The following is an 18,552-nucleotide window of genomic DNA, read 5'->3' as shown; positions in this document are numbered from 1 at the left end:
CAAACCACAGATAATGATAGATAAACACAGTATGATTTTAAAATCGATACACCTGTGTTTGTCCCATTTATCTGTGGTTCTTTTTTTTGAGCTACTACTTATGATCATTACGAAACCACCATCTTTATGAAAAAAATATTACCAGCCCTTTTCGTTTTATTTACTGCCTGTACGGTACAGAAAGTGAAAAAGTCCGTGCGCGATTCTAAGGTCTTTGACCAAGGTTTTACCGGTTTTATGCTGGTGGACCCAGCCAAGGACAAGGTGCTGTATGCCCTGAATGAGGACAAGTATTTTACCCCCGCTTCCAATACCAAGATGTTTACTTATTATGCAGCCCATAAGGTGCTTGGCGATCAGGTAAACGCCTTGGATTATGTGGAGAGCGGTGATTCCCTTATCTTTTGGGGGACAGGTGATCCTTCCCTGATGCACCCGGATTTTGAAGACCGATCGGTGCTAAACTTTCTGGAAAGCAGCGATAAGCAATTGTTCATGGCTGACAATTTTGACGAAGTGCAGGCCTATGCTTCGGGATGGTCATGGAATTGGTTTAACTATTATTACGGCCCAGAGCGATCTTCTATGCCCATTTATGGCAATATCGTCCGGTTCAAAAAGGAAGTGCAAACTGAAAGTTTGACGTACTCTCCCCGTTTTTTTGCTCCTCAGATCAAAGAAGACCTTAGCTTGCCAGCTCGGGAATATTCGATTTTACGGGATAAGAACATCAATGACTTCCGGTACCACTTGGTGGGCGAGGAGTTGTCATTTGAAACCGACAAGCCTTTTGTGACTTCTTCTCAGCTGACGCGGGAGATGCTGGAAGATACCTTGGGAAGGAGTATCACGATGATCGATTATGATAACGTGAAAAACAGGCCACATCAAAAGCTCAAAGGGGTGGCTAGTGATTCGTTGTATAAGCAGATGCTGAAGATCAGTGATAACTTTCTAGCAGAGCAGTTGATGGTCCTCGTGGCCGATGAGCTTGCTGACTCGCTCAATGTGCGGGGTGCCATTAAGTATTTGGAGGAGCATTACTTGGCAGATCTTCCTGATGAGCCCCAGTGGGTGGACGGATCGGGGCTTTCTGCGCAGAATAAATTTACGCCAAGGAGCATCATCAAGTTACTTGAAAAGATTAAGGCTGAAGTGCCAGAGGAAAAGATTTTTGCTTATTTCCCTTCAGGAGGTGTGTCCGGGACGATCCGCTCTTGGTACAAGTCCGACGATGAGCACCCTTATGTCTATGCCAAAACAGGAACCCTCAGCGGTGTCCACTGCCTCAGCGGCTACCTGCTCACCAAAAGCGGTAAAACGCTCTATTTCTCTTTTATGCACAATAACTATGTGATCAGCTCCAATGAATTGAAAAAGGAAATGGAAAAGGTGCTGTATTTGATCCATGACCGGTATTGAACTCGGGTTTAAATGCGTTCGCCTTGATCCGAGCTTATTGTGTTATCCATTTCAGCAATTCTTTACTATACAAATATGCAAATCTACGATCAATAACCCTGAAATCTTCGTCCAGCAAAATCAGGGTAGGGGGCGTGAATTTTCCGTTCCTGCTTCCGAGTAGTAAAGCCATTTCATGGATTCCTGGGCGGTTGTCCGTCGCTTGTCTATTGATAAGGGCCTGTCCATCAAAGTGGACAGTATCTCTGCTTTCCGCATCCATTTTGACTGCATAATAAGTACTATTGATTGTGGAAATCACTTCAGGATCAGTAAAGACCTTTTTGTCCATTTTTTTACAGTACGTGCACCAGTCGGTGTAGAAATCAATAAACACTTTCTTAGGCGCTATTTCCAGTGAGTCCTCCAATTGCTCAAAAGTCAACCAATCGATCTCTTCCTGTCCAGCGGCCTGGTGGGAAGTGAATAGGCCTGTCATTACCATGAATGGGAGCAATAATGTTTTCATAACTGTTAGGTGTATTATTGTTTAGCTAATACTTAATATATGTATACCCGCAATGCCACCAGTAATCACAGAGATAGTAAATAGGCTCTCACAGAAACCGCTGAAATCTCAGAAAATCCTTATTTCATTATGGATGTTCTGTACGTTTCGGGAGAAATAAAACCTACTGGTAAGAAAGCGTATAATCAACTACTTTAAACCCGGGATCAATGCCGTTTAGTTAGTGTGTATCTGGAAAATATGGGTTCTATATTTTTTCCTTGGGCAGTTATTTTTCTGGCTAAATTCCTAGGTGGTTTTCATCCCTTTACCTTTGTTACTTTTTTGCTTCAGGTCAAAAAAGTAACCAAAAAACCCCGCCGCTGTGCATCTATTGGCCTAAAATTAAAACCTGCCCTCATGCAGGCAAACTCCTCCTTTTTAGCTGCCAACATTCTTTTAGGGCAGCATTTCGTCAAACAAGCCTGCCTTCTTGCCCGCCCGCTTTTTACTTTCTTAACGCCCAATACCTGCAAGGCGGATCCGATTAATAAGTTTCTTATGGATAAATTATCATCATTATTCCATGTAGTGGTATATTTTCTTTAGTAACCAAGTTGAGCGAGAACTATAAGCCCCCCTGCGCCAAAAAAGGTGTTGTTTCCATATGACGGCCCTTGGTATGCCTGTTTTCCAGCCGATGGTGGAGGCCGTTAAGAAAGTGAGTTGGCTCGCGTCGTGGAACAGCGAGACCCACTCACTTTTAGGTCGTAGCCATCGGGTGGAAATTAAAATGGGTGACGGATCTCGGTCGTAGGTTAAATCCATGTTCCATTTTAAAAGGCAGACCACCGGCCTAGATTTTTTTCTTTCTTTTTTCATCAATGGAAAAAAGGAAAAGGATAAAATCCACCAAGATGATCAGGTTTCCCCAGCCAAAGTCAATCAAATAAAAGACCTCTTACTGCTTCAAAATCAGCCGTTTCACATTAGTTTTCGGCATAACCGTAGCGGTGCTACGCTAATGCCTCCAAACTAACTGATTTTCTTGCAATTTCAGCTCTCACTACGATTCCTAACGCATAATCCGGGTTTAAATTGGGTTAAACCTTCTAACCTTCCGGTTTCAGTGAAAATCACCAATTTTTACACCAAAGAAAAAGGTCTGCGGTTTGGCAGGGCCATAGATATAGTTGGAGTCACGGAGTGCTCCAGTGTCGAAGTCGGTCTGGTAGCTGTTAAAGACATTCTGGACACCGCCAGCGATTTCTAAATGGAACCCTTCCGCCAGGTCGAAGTGATAAGACAGTTTGATATTGGCATCAAAAAACTGCTGGGTGTCCACCAAGTCCATAAAGCCCGATTCACTGATCACATGCGGTACCATCATGGGTCCAGTATAGGCCCCCGTAAGGTCCAGGCCTAAACGCTCTGTCAATGACAAATTGGTGGAGAGATAACCGTAGGCGTTGGGAGAACGAAGGAACTGATCGGTCGTCACGGTCGGTTCTTCCTCACTTTCTATTTCGGGCTCAAACAGCACTTGTGGATCTTTATAGGTGGATTGCTGAAGGGTGCCACCGGCCTGTATGACAAGGCGGGAAGAAGGAGAAAGGCTCAGTTCAAAATTCCCGCCGCGGACCTCTGCTCCGGCTCCATTACGGACTTCTTCCAGAATGGAGCCGTTAGGAAGTGTGGCTCCTGTGCTGACAGTGGTAAATGGCCGCTTGAGCAAGGTATAAAAACCCTCCGCCAAGAAGCTGAATTGCCAATCGCCAATGTTTTCAGAAAGGTTCAGAGAGGTAGTATAGGCGTCTGAAAGTTCGGTTTTCAATCCATCGGACAGGATCACAAAAGTGGGTTCACCACCTACCGAGGAGATATGCAGGTCTTCGTTGAAGGCCTGTGGTGCCCTGAAACCACGCGCATAGCCAAGACGTAGCTGTAGGTTTTCTCGAAGGTCGTACAGGAGATTTATCCTTGGGCTAAATACGCCTGTGGAGATGTCCGAAGACCGAGTTATATCCGAGAGTTTGTAGAAACCGTCCACAAAAGTGTGGTCATAACGCCCCCCTGCAAGTAACGTCATGTTCTCGCTTGGTCGCCATTCGTATTGGCCATAAAATCCTACTGTATTGACCGATTGGTCTATGAGACGTTGGTAGCCGATGATTTCATCTTCCACATCACTCCGTTGGTATTCAGCCCCAAAAATAACGACATCACTATTGCTGAAATTTCGGGAAAACTGGCTCCCCGCCACCAAGGAGAGATCATTCGTTTTTCCATAGGCATTAGTAGCCAAGGCACTGTCAGCTGCGGTTCGGCCACCTCCCAAGCCTCCATAATAACTGTCCCGCTGGGTCTTTTGGCCCGAAAGGTATACTGAGAAATGATTCTTACTATCCTCGCTGAACTGCTCATAGGTCACTCCACCGATGATGGTATTGTGCGTGAGTTCTTCGGTAATGTCCGTAAAGTGTGGAGGAAGGTCCAGCTGGTCTCCACCTCGGCGGTATTCCTTGATGGCACTGAAGTCCAAACTTAGCTTGCTACGCTCACTTGGTTTCAAAAACGCCTTCATACCAAATGTGTTGTTTTCCAAACGAGTGATCTCTGTAAAACTGTCCCCATTGGCATCATAGCTGCCACGCTGGCGGTATAGACCGTGAAAGGTAACTCCCGAGTGGAGGTCTTCACTGGTGAGAGATCCGTTGAAATTCAAAGAGTTGTCAGGAGTGGTGCCATCTATCAGGGAGATGTTGGAGCCGATTTGCCAGGTGTTTTCCACTGGCTCTTTGGTGATGATGTTAATGGTTCCACCGATGGCATTGGAGCCATAGAGTGCAGATCCACCGCCACGGACCACTTCTACACGTTCGATGATGTTGGTAGGGATCTGGTCAAGGCCATAAACACTGTTCAGTGCACTGAAGACCGACCTGCTATTGATCAGGATTTGGGAATAGGCTCCTTCAAGTCCGTTAAGCCTTACCTGGGTAAATCCACAGTTTTGGCAATTGGTTTCTACTCGGACTCCCGGCTGGTAATTAAGCCCCTCAGAAAGTGCGACAGACTGGGTGGCATTAAAGAGCTTTGGGCTGAGGACATTGACCACTACGGGAGCTTCTTTTCGGTCCAGTTCATAACGGGTGGCACTGATGACCACTTCATTGAGGTTTAAGTTATCTTCCTTTAGCTGAAAATCCACCTTGGTGGTTTGTCCTGCGACCACGGTGACGGTTTTCTGGGCAGGTTGATAGCCCATCAGTTTTACGAGGACAGTCACTTTTCCAGTAGGAATATCGTCGATGGAGAATTCTCCGTTTTCGTCCGTCGTGGCACCGTGGTCTGTTCCCATTACTTGTACAGTGGCAAACACAGCAGAGGAATGGGGCAGGGTGACTTGCCCAGCGATCTTTCCATTGCTTTGTGCATAGCCAGCGTTACACAACAGGATCAATATAGATAGGGTAATGGTTTGTTTCATATTTGATATAATGGTTTTGCTAAAATTATTATTTATATAAACGAAATTAAATATTAAATAAATAGAAAAAAAATATTAGACCTGGCTAAATAAATAATCAAAAGTGTTTCTAACCAAGAATCCTATCTCTGATAAGATAGGCTAATGTATATGCTGGGTGGAAGTTTATAAATGGTATCACCGTTCATAATTGATTATAGGTAGTTTACATAAAATAGTTACAATTGATGGATAGATTTCTATTTTTGCCGTACCAATAGGTTTAACAGTATCCCATTATTAATCATTTATCATGAAGTATTTTAGTGTTTTGCTAGTCATATTGGCGATCTTTTCTGTAACTGCTCTAGCGCAAACCTCCCCACCCGACAAGACTAAAAAGAACAAAGAACTTAAATTCGATCTCAATGAAGATGGTAGCCATTATGTCAAGGGGACTTTTCTAAACCAAGTGTGGCTGAGGTATACACAGACCAACCCCGGGTCAGTAGTGGATGGTACTCCGGATGACCAGATCATGGATATTGGACTGAGACGTACGAGGATCCAGGTATTTGGACAGCTTACAGATCAGGTGTTTTTCTACACTCAATTTGGCCAAAACAATTTATCCTACCGTTCACCGAGAAAGCAGGGGCTATTTTTTCTCGATGCCATTGGAGAGTATAGGGTAGCCAAAGAAAAATTGTCCCTAGGAGCTGGGTTGACCGGCTGGAATGGGGTGTCGCGTTATGCCTCCCCCTCGATTGGTTCGATACTTTCGTTGGATGCACCGCTTTATCAGCAGGCCACCAATGACGTGAATGACCAGTTTGTCCGCAAATACAGCGTGTACGCCAAAGGGCAATTGGGGAAGTTGGATTATCGAGTAGCCGTGTCCAAGCCCATGTCCATCGAACAGTCCACTGCCCAGGAACCGATTATTGATGATAATGCATTATTTGCGGCGGAGCCAGGCTATGCCCAGTTTCACGGCTATTTTAAGTATATGTTTCTGGACAAAGAATCCAATACCACGCCTTATCAGAAAGGGTCGTACCTGGGAAGCAAGAGCGTTTTTAATATTGGCGCGGGTTTCATGACCCAAAAAGATGCCATGTGGCATTATGCGGATAACGGAACCGACACGGTCAATACGAACTTGGGATTGTTTGCGGTGGATGTTTTCTATGATCGGCCAATAGATCCCAGCAAAGGAAACGCCATTACAGCCTACGCTGCTTACACGCATAGCGATTATGGAAAAAACTATATCAGGAATATCGGTGCCATGAACCCTGCCACGGGAGTCAATGCTGAAGGAACACTCAATGGACCAGGAAGTGCCTTCCCGACCATCGGTACGGGAAATACGTTCTATGCGCAGTTTGGCTACCTGTTTAGAAGGGATTTATTCGGTAAAGCAGGCACTCTGCAGCCTTATATCAGCAGCCAATACTCCGATTTTGACCTGCTGGATGATCCCATGGCCATGTATGATGGAGGGGTCAACTGGCTGATCGATGGTAATCGGGTGAAGCTGTCGCTGAGTTATCAGAGCCGCCCCATCTTTGCGGCAAACAGTGAAGGGAATTTTGTTACAGACGATCGGAAGGGACTGGCGGTGATGCAGTTTCAGATCGCTTTGTAAATAGTAGTATTTATATAAGGGTTAATGTAAAAGGTGAAAAGGGGAAAGCTACTGGCTTTCCCCTTTTTTATTTATTCAATCCGGTTTTAATGCCGTTTAGTTTAGTGTGTATCTGGAAATATGTGTTCTATATTTTCTCCTTGGGCAGTTATTTTTCTTGCTAAATTCCAAGATGGTTTTCATCTCTTTACCTTTGTCACTTTTTTGCTTCAGGTCAAAAAAGTAACCAAAAAAACCCGCCGCTTTGCATCTATTGGCCTAAAATTAAAACCTTCCCTCATACAGGCAAACTCCTCCTTTTTAGCAGCCAACATTCTTTTTGGCCAGCATTTCGTCAAACAAGCCTGCCTTTTTGCCCGCCCGCTTTTTAATTTCTTAACGCTCAATACCTGCAAGGCGGATTCAGTTAATAAGTCCCAAAAAGGTGTTGTTTCCATATGACGGCCCTTGGTATGCCTGTTTTTCATCCGGTGGTGCAGGCTGTTAAGAAAGGGAGTTAGCTCGCGTCGTGGAACAGCGAGATCCACTCTCTTTCAGCCCGGAGCCACCGGATGAAAATTAAAATGGGTGACGGATCCACGTCGCATGGGAAATCTATGTCCCATTTTAAAGGGCAGACCACCGGCCTAGATTTTTTTCTTTCTTTTTTCATCAATGGAAAAAAGGAAAAGGATAAAATCCACCAAAATGGCCAAAGCCATACAGTTAAAGTCAAATAGAAAAGAAACTCCTAGCATGTAAAAACAGGGAAATACCTTTAACTAAACGGCATTGAACCCGGGTTTAAAGTTTAAAAGCTTTGATAATGCCAATACTGATCCGGTCTTGATGGTGGATTTGATTGCCTTTCAGGTCTTGGTACACGGGTGTCTGCCACATCAGGCTCAGGGTCCATTCTTGCCTGTTGATATCCAAACCTGCTTGGGCAAAGGCTACTTTTCCCCCGGTCAGCTGCTGTTTTTCCCCTGTCCAAGTGTCCTCTTGGGATTGTTCGTAATAGGCTCCGGCATTTGGTACCAGCATCCAATCATCTTTGAAGGATAGTTGATGAAAGCCAATGGCAGAAGCATTGAAGCTGTTTCCGAACTGATAGTTTTGGGCGCCCTCGGTGGATTGTTTGTAGCTGAATCCGGCATTCAGCCCAGTTTTGGTATAGAACAACTGGTAGTTTAGCCGAGCCACATAGCTCCAAGACCCAGTTCCCGGCTGGATGATCGGATCAAATGGACTGTCATTTGAAGCTACCTTGTTTGATTGGCCAGTAGGGGCGACAATGGCCAATCCTGGCCGAAAGGTATGACGGGCTTTGTCGTTATAGATATAATGGATGTAATCTGCTGCCACGGTCAAGTCTCCCCAACCATGGACGGTCAAGGTTGTATCTTGGACGGGATTGGGCAGGTCCAGCATTTTTTGGTAATGCACCCTGTTCGATTCATAGGGGAGGATAAAGGTAAAGTTCCATTTGTTTTGCAAAGTGAAATTTCCCCTAAGCTCTACCGTTTCATAAGTTTCCCAATCTTGATCCGTTTTATTGACATACAGCCCTGTTCCCTCTGGCTCGTGCATCACGATAAAGTCCTGATCGATCGCAGGAAAGATGCCTTTACGCGCATTGGGGACGTATTTGGTAGTAGCTCCATTTTCAAATCCATTGGTTAGGTTAGGGGTAACTATAGCCGTTCCTGGACTGGGAGAGGAGTAGCCGTATTGGTCATATCCACCAAACTGTCGATGCCTGTAAAACAATCCAATATAGCTTCTGTTTTGCAGCAGGCTGTATTCGAAGAAATTACAGCTGTCGCAGGCTTTTGCTTCCTTTGACAGTAGGGGGAATGTTAGTGTTATGAATAAGATGATTAACTTTTTTCTCATTGGTTTGGGCCTACTTTTGGTAAGCTTTATTGTTGATGAATGTGTAATCGGTCAGGGTAGCCAGGAAAGCCAATAGGTCTTCTCGCTGCTGATTGGTCAAACTGATCCCTTTTTCCAGCTGGGGCGCTAAGCTCCCATTATGTTGGATACCGTTTTCATAATGATCGAGTACCTCATCCAGCGTTTCGAACCTTCCATCATGCATGTAAGGAGCCGTCAGCTGAATATTTCTCAGCGAAGGGGTTTTATAAGCACCTAAGTCCTGGTCATCGAAGGTGATGCGGTAGCGGCCGAGCAGTAGCCCTTCCAGCTCATAGGGATCGGGATAGGTCGCATCCAGTCCATTATTGTGGTACTTGAGATCGGTAAATAGGCCCTCTTCGTGACAGCTGCTACAATGCTGCCGGTAAAGCTGGTATCCTCGGGTTTCCTGCTCATATAATATGGCCTCATTCCGTCTCCACTCGTCATACCGACTGTCTTGGGAAATGAGCGTTCGGACAAATTGCGCCAAGGCCCTGCCGATGAAGGCACTGGTGATGGTGTCTGTCTCAAAAGCTGCCTTAAATAGGTCTGGGTACTTCTCGTCACCACGCAAGTAATGGATGACTTCACCCAAGTCAGCTGCCATTTCATCTGGATGGGTAAGGGGACCAAAGACGAGTGATTCCAGGTTATTGGATCCTCCGTCCCAAAACAGCCCTTTGTGCCAAGCCATGTTGAATAGGGCAGGAGAGTGCCTGTGGAGCGGTTTTCCTGATACTCCTTGATCGCTAAGGTCGACACCGTCACTGAAGGCCAATTGAGGCAAATGACAGCTGGCACAATCGACTTTACCATTAGCTGACAAGGCGGGGTCATAAAATAAGGCTTTTCCCAGCAGCACTCCTTGTTTGCTCATGGGATTCCGCTCTGGTTGGGGAAAATCTTCCTGAAGGAGGCTGGAGGCAATCACCGGGATGATATAGTCCGGTGATTGCCCTTCTATACTCCCAGCGTCCGGAAGACAGCCTGTCAACAGTATGTGTAGGCACAGAAGAAGGAGCAGCCGATATATAATTGCTTTTTTCAACTTGGTGAAACCTGTTACTGGAGTGTAAAGAAGCCGTCTTGATAATTATTGGCAATATTGATTGCCCATTCTCCGCCCATGATGCTGGTGTTTTCCAACTCGTGGAGGACAAGTTCATGGGGGCCAAAAATAGTTCGTTCAGTTCGGCTTGGAAATCAAGGTCAACGACCGCTTCAGTACCCAAGGTTTTACCGCTTGACTCTAGGTCAAAATTAATTGCTTTGAAATTTTGTTCGCTTTCAGGGTCATTATTGCCGATATGTACGACCAGTCCTTGGCGTTCATCTGACTCATATTCCCATTCACCTTCAAGGGCCAGAAATATATAACCGGTTTTCCAGTTCCAGGCCATGTCATTGTTAGGATCCAAGTCACCGACCTGATCAGTGGAAAGGTTACGTGCTTTATCGATGCCGACATAGAAGGTCAGTTGATCATACTCATCGGCGGGGACTTCCACGCTAAAATTTTTCTTGCCTGCTTCATCGATGAGGAAATAACCATCCGAGACCCTGTGGCTGGTACCTTTGGTGCTGTTGTTAAAGGTAATATTGGAGATGTAATACTTGAATTTTCGTGGAATGAAACGTTCCCCTGACGGCAAAGTAAATGGTGCACTTTCCAACTCTAGGGGATGTCCATCGAGGACGTGGGAAAAGCTGAAATTCACCTTCATAGAGGCAGGAGTTTCTTCTCGGTCGTTGCAGGCGATAAAAGCCCACATAGTCACTAATAGTATTGCTAATTTTTTCATGTCAATTGTTTAATTAAATGGGTCCGAAAATTTCGGGTTAGTAATAAATTTTTCATCCGTAAGGGTTTGGAGAAATGAAAGAATAGCTTCCTTTTCTCCATCAGTAAGGTGCAGTTTGATGTCCTCACCGGGTAAAATTATTTCATTGCTGGCCTCCAGCACCAGGATATCCAGTGTGCGGTTTATTTGGACGTGTTGGTCATAATGTTCCAGTACTTCTTCCAGTGTCTCAAAGCGCCCATCATGCATATACGGCGCAGTCAAAGCGATATTCCTGAGCGTGGGGGCTTTGAATTTCCCTTTGTCTCTGGGATTTCCTGTCACGGCGGCGAGGCCTTCTTCGAGGTTTTGGTCATTGTCCAGTCCATTATTGTGAAAGCCCAGCAGGTTGTTTCTGTCTCCTGAGGTCAGAAAAGTGATGTGACAGTCCCCGCAGTTGCCGCCGCGAATCTGCAGAGAAGGCTCTGGATGGGTGAAGAACAGCTCCATGCCAAGTTGCTCCTGTTCGGAAAACTTCACTTCGCCCTTGATCCATTGATCAAACTTCGAATCGCCAGAAACCAATGTCCTCATGAATTGGGCAATGGCTTTTCCGATCAGCTCTTCGGTAATTTGATCCGTGCCAAATGCCACCTCGAACCGCTCGGGGTACTGTTTATCAGCCTGAAGGCGTGCTACCGCCTCATCCAATGGCAGGTTCATTTCCCGGTGGTCTTCTATGGGCTGGACAGCCTGTTCTTCTAAGGTAGCAGCCCTGCCGTCCCAGAAGAACCGGGATGTCCAGTGGAGGTTTGCGAGGGACATGGCGTTCTTGTCACCTGGAGTGTCATTGACGCCGGTGCTGATTTTTTTACCATCTGTGAATGCCTTTTCCTGCTGGTGGCAAGAAGCACAAGAGATCGTCCTGTCGACGGACAATTGTTTGTCGTAAAACAACATCCTGCCAAGTTCCACGCCTTTTTCGGTCAGTGGATTATCGGCAGGCATGGGCACATCATTGGGGAAATACTCCGGATGCTGGAGCGAAAGACTAGGGTTTTGGGAGGAAGGTTCACTTTCCTCTCCATTGCCACATGCCCATAGCAAGCCACATAGGATGAATGTCCCCGCCAAAAGGCGGATTGAGTAACGCATAAAATCAATGAAATTAACCAAGCCGGTTTGCTAAGAAAGGTGGTCTTGACGCCATCAATTGCTTTGATTTTGATCACGATGGAGACAGAAGACCTATTGCCTGTCAAGGTAGTTTATGGAGGCAAGCCAAAAGCTGGAGCATACGAAATTCAAGGAATTTAGAAATCACTAAATGAGGGAAAGGGGCGAGAAGGTAACCAAAACTAATAGTATTGGTATTACCCTAAGCCCATTTTGCCGGGGTTAAGTGATGCCTTTACCTTGCTTTTTTGCGCATATCAAAATGCAGCGCTAAAGCAAGCATATATCCTAGATTCGGGCTTGATCCAATTTAACCCGGAATATGCATTAGCCTATCTACGCCACGGCGCACAGGTGTTGCGACCTGAAACTGCTTCAAAATCAGCCGTTTCACTTTAGTTTTCGGCATAACCGTAGCGGTGCTACGCTAATGCCTCCAAACTAACTGATTTTCTTGCAATTTCAGCTCTCACTACGATTCCTAACGCATAATCCGGGTTTAACTTTCCAATACAAGCACAACGGTATCCTTAAAAGACAAATCTTCTTGGAAAATGAGTAATGTAACGTTTGCCAGCCACTACTGCGGACACTTGATTGCTATAGAAAACGAAGTCCTGTATAGCAATGGTCCGGTGGGTGTGGTTGGTTTTCAGAGAAGGCTTAGCCAATGTGATTGGGTGGGTGAAAAATGTCCGATTGGATATTGGTTCCAGTTCTTGGTTGGTAATACGCAAGGGGCGTTTCCAATGGAATTGGGGATTTTTGAAAAGCGATGGCACTTTCTTGCAAGATGAAAATACCGAAATCCCTGCTAAAGTCAATGCTGCCTGGTTGTTGTTCTTTTTGGTCTTGGGCTTCTTTGAGCTTTTCGGCCAAAAAACACTTGCCATCGCAGTTCATCATGGGTTTGTCCTTGTTGATACAGAAGTTTTCTGCGATGTATTCCTTATTAAGGGCATAATCCATCTGGATCACCGAAAAGACCATGCTGTTCAGCACCACAATCATGGAGAGCCATATATGGAATAAGGACTTTAACATTTGCGGGCAAAATTAAGCATAATTTTTTTTAAAAAGGAGAATACAAGTGAAAATTCAGCAATACCAAAAGGGCGTGAGCTCCCGCAAAGTTTTATAAAATAAATAACCCAAACTCGTCTATCGACAAGTCTGGGTCCAGCCTAAAAATTGGCTGGTGGAAAACAAAAAAAAATATAAGTTAGATAGCTTTACTGAAGACAAAGGTTTGGGACTGCTTGTTTTTCATTCTATGGTCAAATGCCGAACAGATGTTTCGTATAAAGGCAGTTCCTAGTGGGGTTACTGTAATTTCATTGTTTCTCATAGTGATCAGCCCATCTTCTTGAAGATCATTTAGCAACTTCATGTTTTCCCTTCTCCACACCACATTGGTTTCATCTGTAGTCCCTGTACAAATAAGGTCCATGATTGTTTTTCTCGTCTTTATATCCTCAAGTGTCATGTTATGGCCTTTGGAATGGGAAAAGTGTCGCAGGTTCACTTGTTCTTTGTAGAGTTCTATATCTTTGGTGTTTTGCGCATAGGCATAGTGGACATCACTGATGGCACTACTTCCCAGCCCAATCAATATATGGGAACTGAAATCAGTATAGCCCATAAAATTCCGGTGAAGCCTTCCCGTCTGTTTGGCTTCTAATAACTCATCTCCTGGTAATGCAAAGTGATCCATTCCGATTTCCTCGTATCCTATGGATGTTAGCTTTGCTTTTCCTGTTTCATAAAGATTCCGTTTTTCAGCCTTTTTAGGTAAGTATTGTTCAAAGCTCTTTTGTGCTTGAAAAACAGAGGGCACATGGGCATAACTGTAAAATGCAATTCTGCTGGGCATTAACCTCCTGATTTCTTCCATTGTGTTGAGAATCGTTTCTTCGGTTTGATGGGGAAGGCCATAAATCAGGTCATAATTGATCTGCTGAAAGCCTGCCAGCTGTGCATGATATGTAGCTTCTTCTACCTTCGAAATAGGCTGAATCCGATGGATTGCTTTTTGGACCTTGTGGTCCAAGTCCTGAACACCATAGCTCACCCGTGTAAATCCCACTTCCTTAAGCGCTAATAAATGCTCAAGAGTGGTGTTATTAGGATGCCCTTCAAAGCTGAATTTTGCTTGGGACAATACACTTGAAGAATCAAGGATATATTGGATTAATGATTGTAGGTTTTCGGCAGAAAAAAATGTAGGTGTACCACCTCCTAAGTGGATGGCAGCTAACTTTGGCCTGGAAGGAAGCATTTCTAGGTACATGTCCCATTCCCTTCGTAAGGCTTCTAGGTACGGGATTTCCTTATCATGATTTTTGGTAATATGTTTGTTGCATCCACAGTAAGTGCATAGGCTGTCGCAGTACGGAAGGTGAATATAAAGGCTAATCCCTTCGCTGTCCCCAAACTCCCGATAGGCTTTCTGTACGTTGTTTTTCCAAGAGTGTTCATCCAAGTCATTCTCCCACAGAGGTACAGTAGGGTAGCTGGTGTATCTTGGTACAGCTACATCATATTTATCGATCAGTTCAGCAGGGATCTCCATAAGGCGTTTTATTGTTAAGGCAAAACTATTGAACGTTGCTCCTACTTTGGTTGATCTGAGTCAGTCTAGCGGATGATATATATCATGAATATTATTTGCAAGCAAGAAATCATCAATTGATAGTGAATCATTGCTTGATTAAGTGAAAAATATAGCGTTTCTATAAAAAATACTCGACCATATTTTCCCATTCTTTGTCTAGGCTGCAAGTGGGTTTGGTCTTGTCGGCATTTCGGTACCAGTAGGAGGCATTCCAGTCATCTCCCTCTTTACGGTGGAGGTACGCATGGACATAGGCAGCATCTTTACTGGTAAGGTCATTGACGAGAGCATGTGCGTGATCCCAGTTTCCTTTTCCATCATACCAGAGGGCTTCCAGCATGATGCTGATATCAGTAGGCGGGTGGTTTTGGGAAAGGCTGTCTTTGAAATCAGTAAGGTCCATGGTCCATGTATTTAGGTAGAGAAACAAAGTTAAAAAATCAGACTGGAAATTCCAGCTGATCCTTGGAGATGGTGATGTAGACTAGTTGAGCCCAGAATATTAATGTCGTTTAGTTAGTATGTATCTGGAAATATTGGTTCTATTATAAAATCGTTTCCGTACAGTGGTCGGAACATGCACTGCGAGCCTGTCTGAAGCCAAAGGCAGGCTTGTCTGGAGCCAAACAGGGCTTAGGGGAGATTTGAGGAGGTGGAAGCCGTGGCAGCTCGCCGCGGTGAGTTGCCACACCCTTTTCCAACCCACATCCTCCTAAAAAGGGCCTGCCTGGGCAGACAGGTTCGCTTTGACGCTTTTAATGCTAAAAATAAGTTGAGCTCAGGTTATGACGATTCCTAATGCATAAACCGGGTTTAACGAATTTTAAGAGCTTGTAATATAGGTTTTTGAGAAAAATCAATTTCTTTACAGCATGAAATTTTTAATGATTTTTTGGTCACTCAGCTTGGCCTTGAATGCCCCACAAGACTACCATGCGATAGAGGTACCCTTCGTCTACGGCAAACAGAAATGGGGCTGGGGGAGGATTTACTATACCTACGAAACACCTTATGATCCAAAGAAAAATACTGTGCTGGTCGTGTCTGATGCACTCACCTTTTATAGTGGTGATGATGCTTGGCCCGAGCCCCTTCGTCTGAAGTTCAATGTCGTCAAAGTCATAGGAAGAGAGCAGCAGCCAAGCTTCGGAGAGGCCCTATGGCGCAAAGATAAAATAGACTGGTCAATGGCCTATCAGGTGTTTAATTCCGACCAATTGGTCAAAGACCTAGAGGCTGTACGGGAGGCTGTGGCCAAGGGGAGCAAGGTGAGCTTATTTGGGGTGTCCTCCTCGGGAGAGCTACTGCACCGCTACATGGCACAATATCCCAAACGTGTCTATGGTGTCATAAGTATTGACCCCTTGCTTCTAGAGCTGCAGCATTCCATGGGGATTACCATTAAAAAGTCTCCTGATGAATCTTTGCCCATCAACACAGAAGATCATTATGAAAGAGGAGAGAATGTTGCCTTGGCAATTCGCTGTTTCGAGCACCTGTACGGTTTGCAAGAGTGGGATGGTAAGAAAGCGCGTCCACCAAAAAATACAGGATGGATAGGAGAGCAGTCGATGCCTGTAATGGAGGAATATGCCCGGCGTCCATTTCAGGTAAAGGGGATTCATTATGATCAAGTGGCTGGTTTTGAAGGGAAATCAGTGGTTTTTTCAGGTGTCGCAGACAGTTTGGCGGATCAGCGGGTAGACCAGGTACTGGCCGCCCACTATCATGATGGTGATTTTTTCCTGTTTAATGATGGGCATGGGTTGCCACATTATCGAAATCACCCTGTATTTATCAGGTTTATCCAGGCCTTTCTGGAAGAGGATATCGCCGATAAACAGCACGTCTATCAGGATCTCTGGAAGAAAGGGATGATTTATCCAAAGGGAGATCCGTGGGAATTCTAAAACCTTCACTTCAAGATTTGGGATATAGGGCGAATCAGGCGGGTACTTTTTTGGTAATATCCATGGATTTGTTACTTGTATCGGTAGCTATCATAGTAATAAATCCGCCTCCGGGTAAAGTTTTGGATAAGGAGTGAATTTTACCTATTTTAAGGAGCTAAAATCAGAAAAACTAAAAATAGTGCCTATGGGATGAGGTGTAATCTTTATTCTTGCCAAATAGGTGTTATTTGTTATTGGTGTTTTCAACGTATTAGAGTCCAAGCATATAAGTTTTTTTCACTCATTTCTAGACTATAAATACCATGAAGGCGTTAATAATTTAGGGTTTATTATTGGGAAAACATTAAGTCCTGATCTGGCGCTGCAGGCAAAACCAGCTTTAGCGAACTGCCAGATTGGGCACCAATTTGAGAGGCGTCATTTGACGCCTTTTTTATTTGTTGATTATTCCGGTTACTTAGGAATGACCAAGGATCAAGCGGAAAAGCTGGGGGCTGATAGCACGCTGATGACACAGGTGATTAAGATTTGCGCTGATTATTTATCCTACAGTTGGTTCATCAGGGCAAACGTAATGCGCATTCCTCTTAATCCGCCTTTGGCGGAGGATCATATAGAAGGTGCAGGAGACCACCTGCACCAAAAATTTAGAATCCGGTTTATATTCGGACTCCATATTACCCATTCCATGGATGCGCCCAGCCATTTCTGTAACTTCGTTTGAGGAGGGCGGTGGCTTCTGGGTCGTCGGTGATGATTTTTTTGACGGGGTCATAAGTGACGGCTCTGCCCAGTTCCATGGAGAGGTTGGCCAGGATGCAGGAAGCAGAGGAAATGTGGCCTTCTTCGATGTCTGCCACTGGTCTGGATTTGTTTTCCATTGCTTGGAGGAAGTCCTTCAGGTGATTTCTGGTAGCCGGAGCAGCGTGTAGTTCGATGCGTTCTTCCTTTAAGTCTTCAGGGTATTTTTCCTTTTCGTAGACCACATCCCCATGAATGGGATCTCCATCACCATGGGGGACAAAGTCATACTGTTTTACGCTGGCTTTAAGGGTGCCTTTTTCACCGTGAAGGACGAATGCCCAAGGGTACTCAGGATCATCAGGATTGCCCCAAGTGCGGTGTTGCCAAACGCAATTGAGTTCATCGTATTCGAATATGGCGGTTTGGGTGTCGGCAATGTTCGATTTACCGTCTTTTTGTACATAAATACCTCCGGTGGAAGTGATTTTTTGTGGCCAGCCCAAGTCGAGCATCCACCGTACCGTATCCAGCATATGCACACACATGTCGCCCATGATGCCATTGCCATATTCCATAAACGTCCGCCACCAGCTGCCGTGAGGTAGCTTGTCATAAGGGCGAAGCGGTGCTGGGCCGGTCCAGTTTTCATAGTCCAAAAAATCAGGAACAGGTTGGACGGGAGGATTGCCATTGGCGCGCATGTGGTAGTAGCAGCACATTTCCACGTGGGAGATTTTGCCGAGCAGGCCTTTGTCCACGATTTCTTTTTTGGCTTCGATCAGGTGCGGGGTACTTTTTCGCTGGGTACCTACTTGGACAGTGCGGTGATGCTTACGAGCGGCGGCGAGGATGGCCTCACCCTCCAGCACGTCCACACTGATGGGCTTTTGAAGATAGAGGTGGGCACCTGCTTCGATGGCAGCGATGGCTTGGAGGGCATGCCAGTGATCCGGTGAGCCGATCATGACGATATCCAGTTCGTTTTCGTCGAGTAGTTTTTGGTAGTCACTGTAGAGCTTCGGGGTGTTGCCGGAAAGTTGCCGCTGACTGACCAGCTCACCGGCTTCTCTGAGCCGGATACGGTCCACATCACATAGCGCAATGACTTCTACTGGAGCTACTTGGATCAGTTTAAAAAGGTCGCTTTTACCGTACCATCCCGTACCGATCAGTGCTACACGGTAGGTTTTATCAGCATTAGCAAAGCTAAGATTAAAGGCGCCAAGAGAGGCGAGGGTAAGGGAAGCTGCGGAGCTTTTGATAAAATGGCGACGGTTGATGGCGTTATTGGTTATCATGGATGAGGTTTTTTAATGGGTTTGATGAACAATCAAATGGTAAATAAGGCAAAAAATAGTAGATAGTGAGCGGATTTCACAGATTTTACTGGGTTTTA

At 45.2% G+C, this 18,552-nt stretch carries 18 protein-coding genes; 8 read left to right on the top strand and 10 right to left on the bottom strand.

Translation table 11 applies throughout. The features are described from left to right. Nucleotides 1-126 precede the first annotated feature (126 nt). Complete coding sequence (locus tag DN752_RS03745; RefSeq protein WP_112782741.1) at nucleotides 127-1,422, top strand: D-alanyl-D-alanine carboxypeptidase; 1,296 nt, start codon at nucleotides 127-129, stop codon at nucleotides 1,420-1,422. A 34-nt stretch (nucleotides 1,423-1,456) separates the two neighbouring features. On the opposite strand, the gene DN752_RS03740 is transcribed toward DN752_RS03745, so the two are convergent. After that, nucleotides 1,457-1,930 carry a thioredoxin family protein gene (locus tag DN752_RS03740; protein WP_112782740.1) on the bottom strand — a complete coding sequence of 158 codons (474 nt, stop codon included), beginning with the start codon at nucleotides 1,928-1,930 and terminating at the stop codon, nucleotides 1,457-1,459. 240 nt (nucleotides 1,931-2,170) lie between these two features. On the opposite strand from DN752_RS03740, the gene DN752_RS03735 reads away from it, so the two are divergent. Together DN752_RS03735 and DN752_RS25100 are read left to right on the top strand one after the other, a co-directional pair. After that, a complete protein-coding gene (locus tag DN752_RS03735) occupies nucleotides 2,171-2,518 on the top strand; it encodes a hypothetical protein (RefSeq protein WP_112782739.1) in 348 nt (115 codons plus the stop codon). A gap of 73 nt (nucleotides 2,519-2,591) precedes the next feature. Beyond that, entirely contained in the window at nucleotides 2,592-2,726 is a 135-nt protein-coding gene (locus DN752_RS25100) for a hypothetical protein (RefSeq protein ID WP_262511692.1), read from the top strand. Nucleotides 2,727-3,035: 309 nt separating this feature from the next. On the opposite strand, the gene DN752_RS03730 is transcribed toward DN752_RS25100, so the two are convergent. Next, the gene (locus DN752_RS03730; RefSeq protein ID WP_112782738.1) at nucleotides 3,036-5,399 is read right to left on the bottom strand and encodes a TonB-dependent receptor; all 2,364 of its coding nucleotides are present in this window, start codon (nucleotides 5,397-5,399) and stop codon (nucleotides 3,036-3,038) included. A 292-nt stretch (nucleotides 5,400-5,691) separates the two neighbouring features. Here DN752_RS03730 and DN752_RS03725 point away from each other — a divergent pair, with 292 nt between their 5' ends. Both DN752_RS03725 and DN752_RS03720 read left to right on the top strand, forming a co-directional pair. After that, entirely contained in the window at nucleotides 5,692-7,029 is a 1,338-nt protein-coding gene (locus DN752_RS03725; RefSeq protein ID WP_112782737.1) for a hypothetical protein, read from the top strand. Between the two features lie 120 nt (nucleotides 7,030-7,149). After that, nucleotides 7,150-7,470: a hypothetical protein gene (locus tag DN752_RS03720; RefSeq protein ID WP_112782736.1), complete on the top strand. Its 321-nt coding sequence runs from the start codon at nucleotides 7,150-7,152 to the stop codon at nucleotides 7,468-7,470. Nucleotides 7,471-7,812: 342 nt separating this feature from the next. Here DN752_RS03720 and DN752_RS03715 read toward each other — a convergent pair whose 3' ends face one another. Genes DN752_RS03715 through DN752_RS03700 form a run of 4 tightly spaced genes read right to left on the bottom strand, consistent with a single transcriptional unit; the run spans nucleotide 7,813 to nucleotide 11,864 of the window. Next, a complete protein-coding gene (locus DN752_RS03715) occupies nucleotides 7,813-8,904 on the bottom strand; it encodes a transporter family protein (protein ID WP_112782735.1) in 1,092 nt (363 codons plus the stop codon). 10 nt (nucleotides 8,905-8,914) lie between these two features. Then, on the bottom strand, nucleotides 8,915-9,805 hold the full coding sequence (locus DN752_RS03710; protein WP_245949449.1) for a cytochrome-c peroxidase: 891 nt from the start codon (nucleotides 9,803-9,805) through the stop codon (nucleotides 8,915-8,917). Then, entirely contained in the window at nucleotides 9,762-10,730 is a 969-nt protein-coding gene (locus DN752_RS03705) for an MbnP family protein (protein WP_245949448.1), read from the bottom strand. The genes DN752_RS03710 and DN752_RS03705 overlap by 44 nt, the downstream gene beginning before the upstream one ends. 9 nt (nucleotides 10,731-10,739) lie before the next feature. Further along, nucleotides 10,740-11,864: a cytochrome-c peroxidase gene (locus DN752_RS03700; protein ID WP_112782733.1), complete on the bottom strand. Its 1,125-nt coding sequence runs from the start codon at nucleotides 11,862-11,864 to the stop codon at nucleotides 10,740-10,742. 27 nt (nucleotides 11,865-11,891) lie between these two features. Between DN752_RS03700 and DN752_RS25095 the strand changes: the two genes are divergently transcribed. Beyond that, nucleotides 11,892-12,026, top strand: coding sequence for a hypothetical protein (locus DN752_RS25095; RefSeq protein WP_262511691.1), 135 nt, complete (start codon nucleotides 11,892-11,894; stop codon nucleotides 12,024-12,026). Nucleotides 12,027-12,548: 522 nt separating this feature from the next. Here the strand turns inward: DN752_RS25095 and DN752_RS03695 are convergent. The 3 genes from DN752_RS03695 to DN752_RS03685 form a co-directional block, all read right to left on the bottom strand. Next, on the bottom strand, nucleotides 12,549-12,929 hold the full coding sequence (locus tag DN752_RS03695; protein WP_112782732.1) for a hypothetical protein: 381 nt from the start codon (nucleotides 12,927-12,929) through the stop codon (nucleotides 12,549-12,551). 178 nt (nucleotides 12,930-13,107) lie between these two features. Then, nucleotides 13,108-14,457, bottom strand: coding sequence for an oxygen-independent coproporphyrinogen III oxidase (gene hemN / locus DN752_RS03690; protein WP_112782731.1), 1,350 nt, complete (start codon nucleotides 14,455-14,457; stop codon nucleotides 13,108-13,110). A gap of 160 nt (nucleotides 14,458-14,617) precedes the next feature. Continuing rightward, nucleotides 14,618-14,902 (bottom strand): hypothetical protein, encoded by a 285-nt coding sequence (locus DN752_RS03685; protein ID WP_112782730.1) that lies wholly within the window; start codon nucleotides 14,900-14,902, stop codon nucleotides 14,618-14,620. A 469-nt stretch (nucleotides 14,903-15,371) separates the two neighbouring features. On the opposite strand from DN752_RS03685, the gene DN752_RS03680 reads away from it, so the two are divergent. Together DN752_RS03680 and DN752_RS24360 are read left to right on the top strand one after the other, a co-directional pair. Continuing rightward, complete coding sequence (locus DN752_RS03680; protein ID WP_112782729.1) at nucleotides 15,372-16,409, top strand: alpha/beta fold hydrolase; 1,038 nt, start codon at nucleotides 15,372-15,374, stop codon at nucleotides 16,407-16,409. Nucleotides 16,410-16,632: 223 nt separating this feature from the next. Next, nucleotides 16,633-17,136: a hypothetical protein gene (locus tag DN752_RS24360; protein ID WP_162633099.1), complete on the top strand. Its 504-nt coding sequence runs from the start codon at nucleotides 16,633-16,635 to the stop codon at nucleotides 17,134-17,136. On the opposite strand, the gene DN752_RS03675 is transcribed toward DN752_RS24360, so the two are convergent. Then, on the bottom strand, nucleotides 17,090-18,454 hold the full coding sequence (locus DN752_RS03675) for a Gfo/Idh/MocA family protein (protein WP_112782728.1): 1,365 nt from the start codon (nucleotides 18,452-18,454) through the stop codon (nucleotides 17,090-17,092). The two genes, DN752_RS24360 and DN752_RS03675, sit on opposite strands and share 47 nt — an antisense overlap. Nucleotides 18,455-18,552: the final 98 nt, after the last annotated feature.

The sequence above is a fragment of the Echinicola strongylocentroti genome (assembly GCF_003260975.1).
In the GTDB taxonomy this organism is placed as follows: domain Bacteria; phylum Bacteroidota; class Bacteroidia; order Cytophagales; family Cyclobacteriaceae; genus Echinicola; species Echinicola strongylocentroti.
The sequence above is the reverse complement of the archived record's forward strand: the minus strand, read 5'-3'. Positions and strand labels throughout refer to the sequence as shown.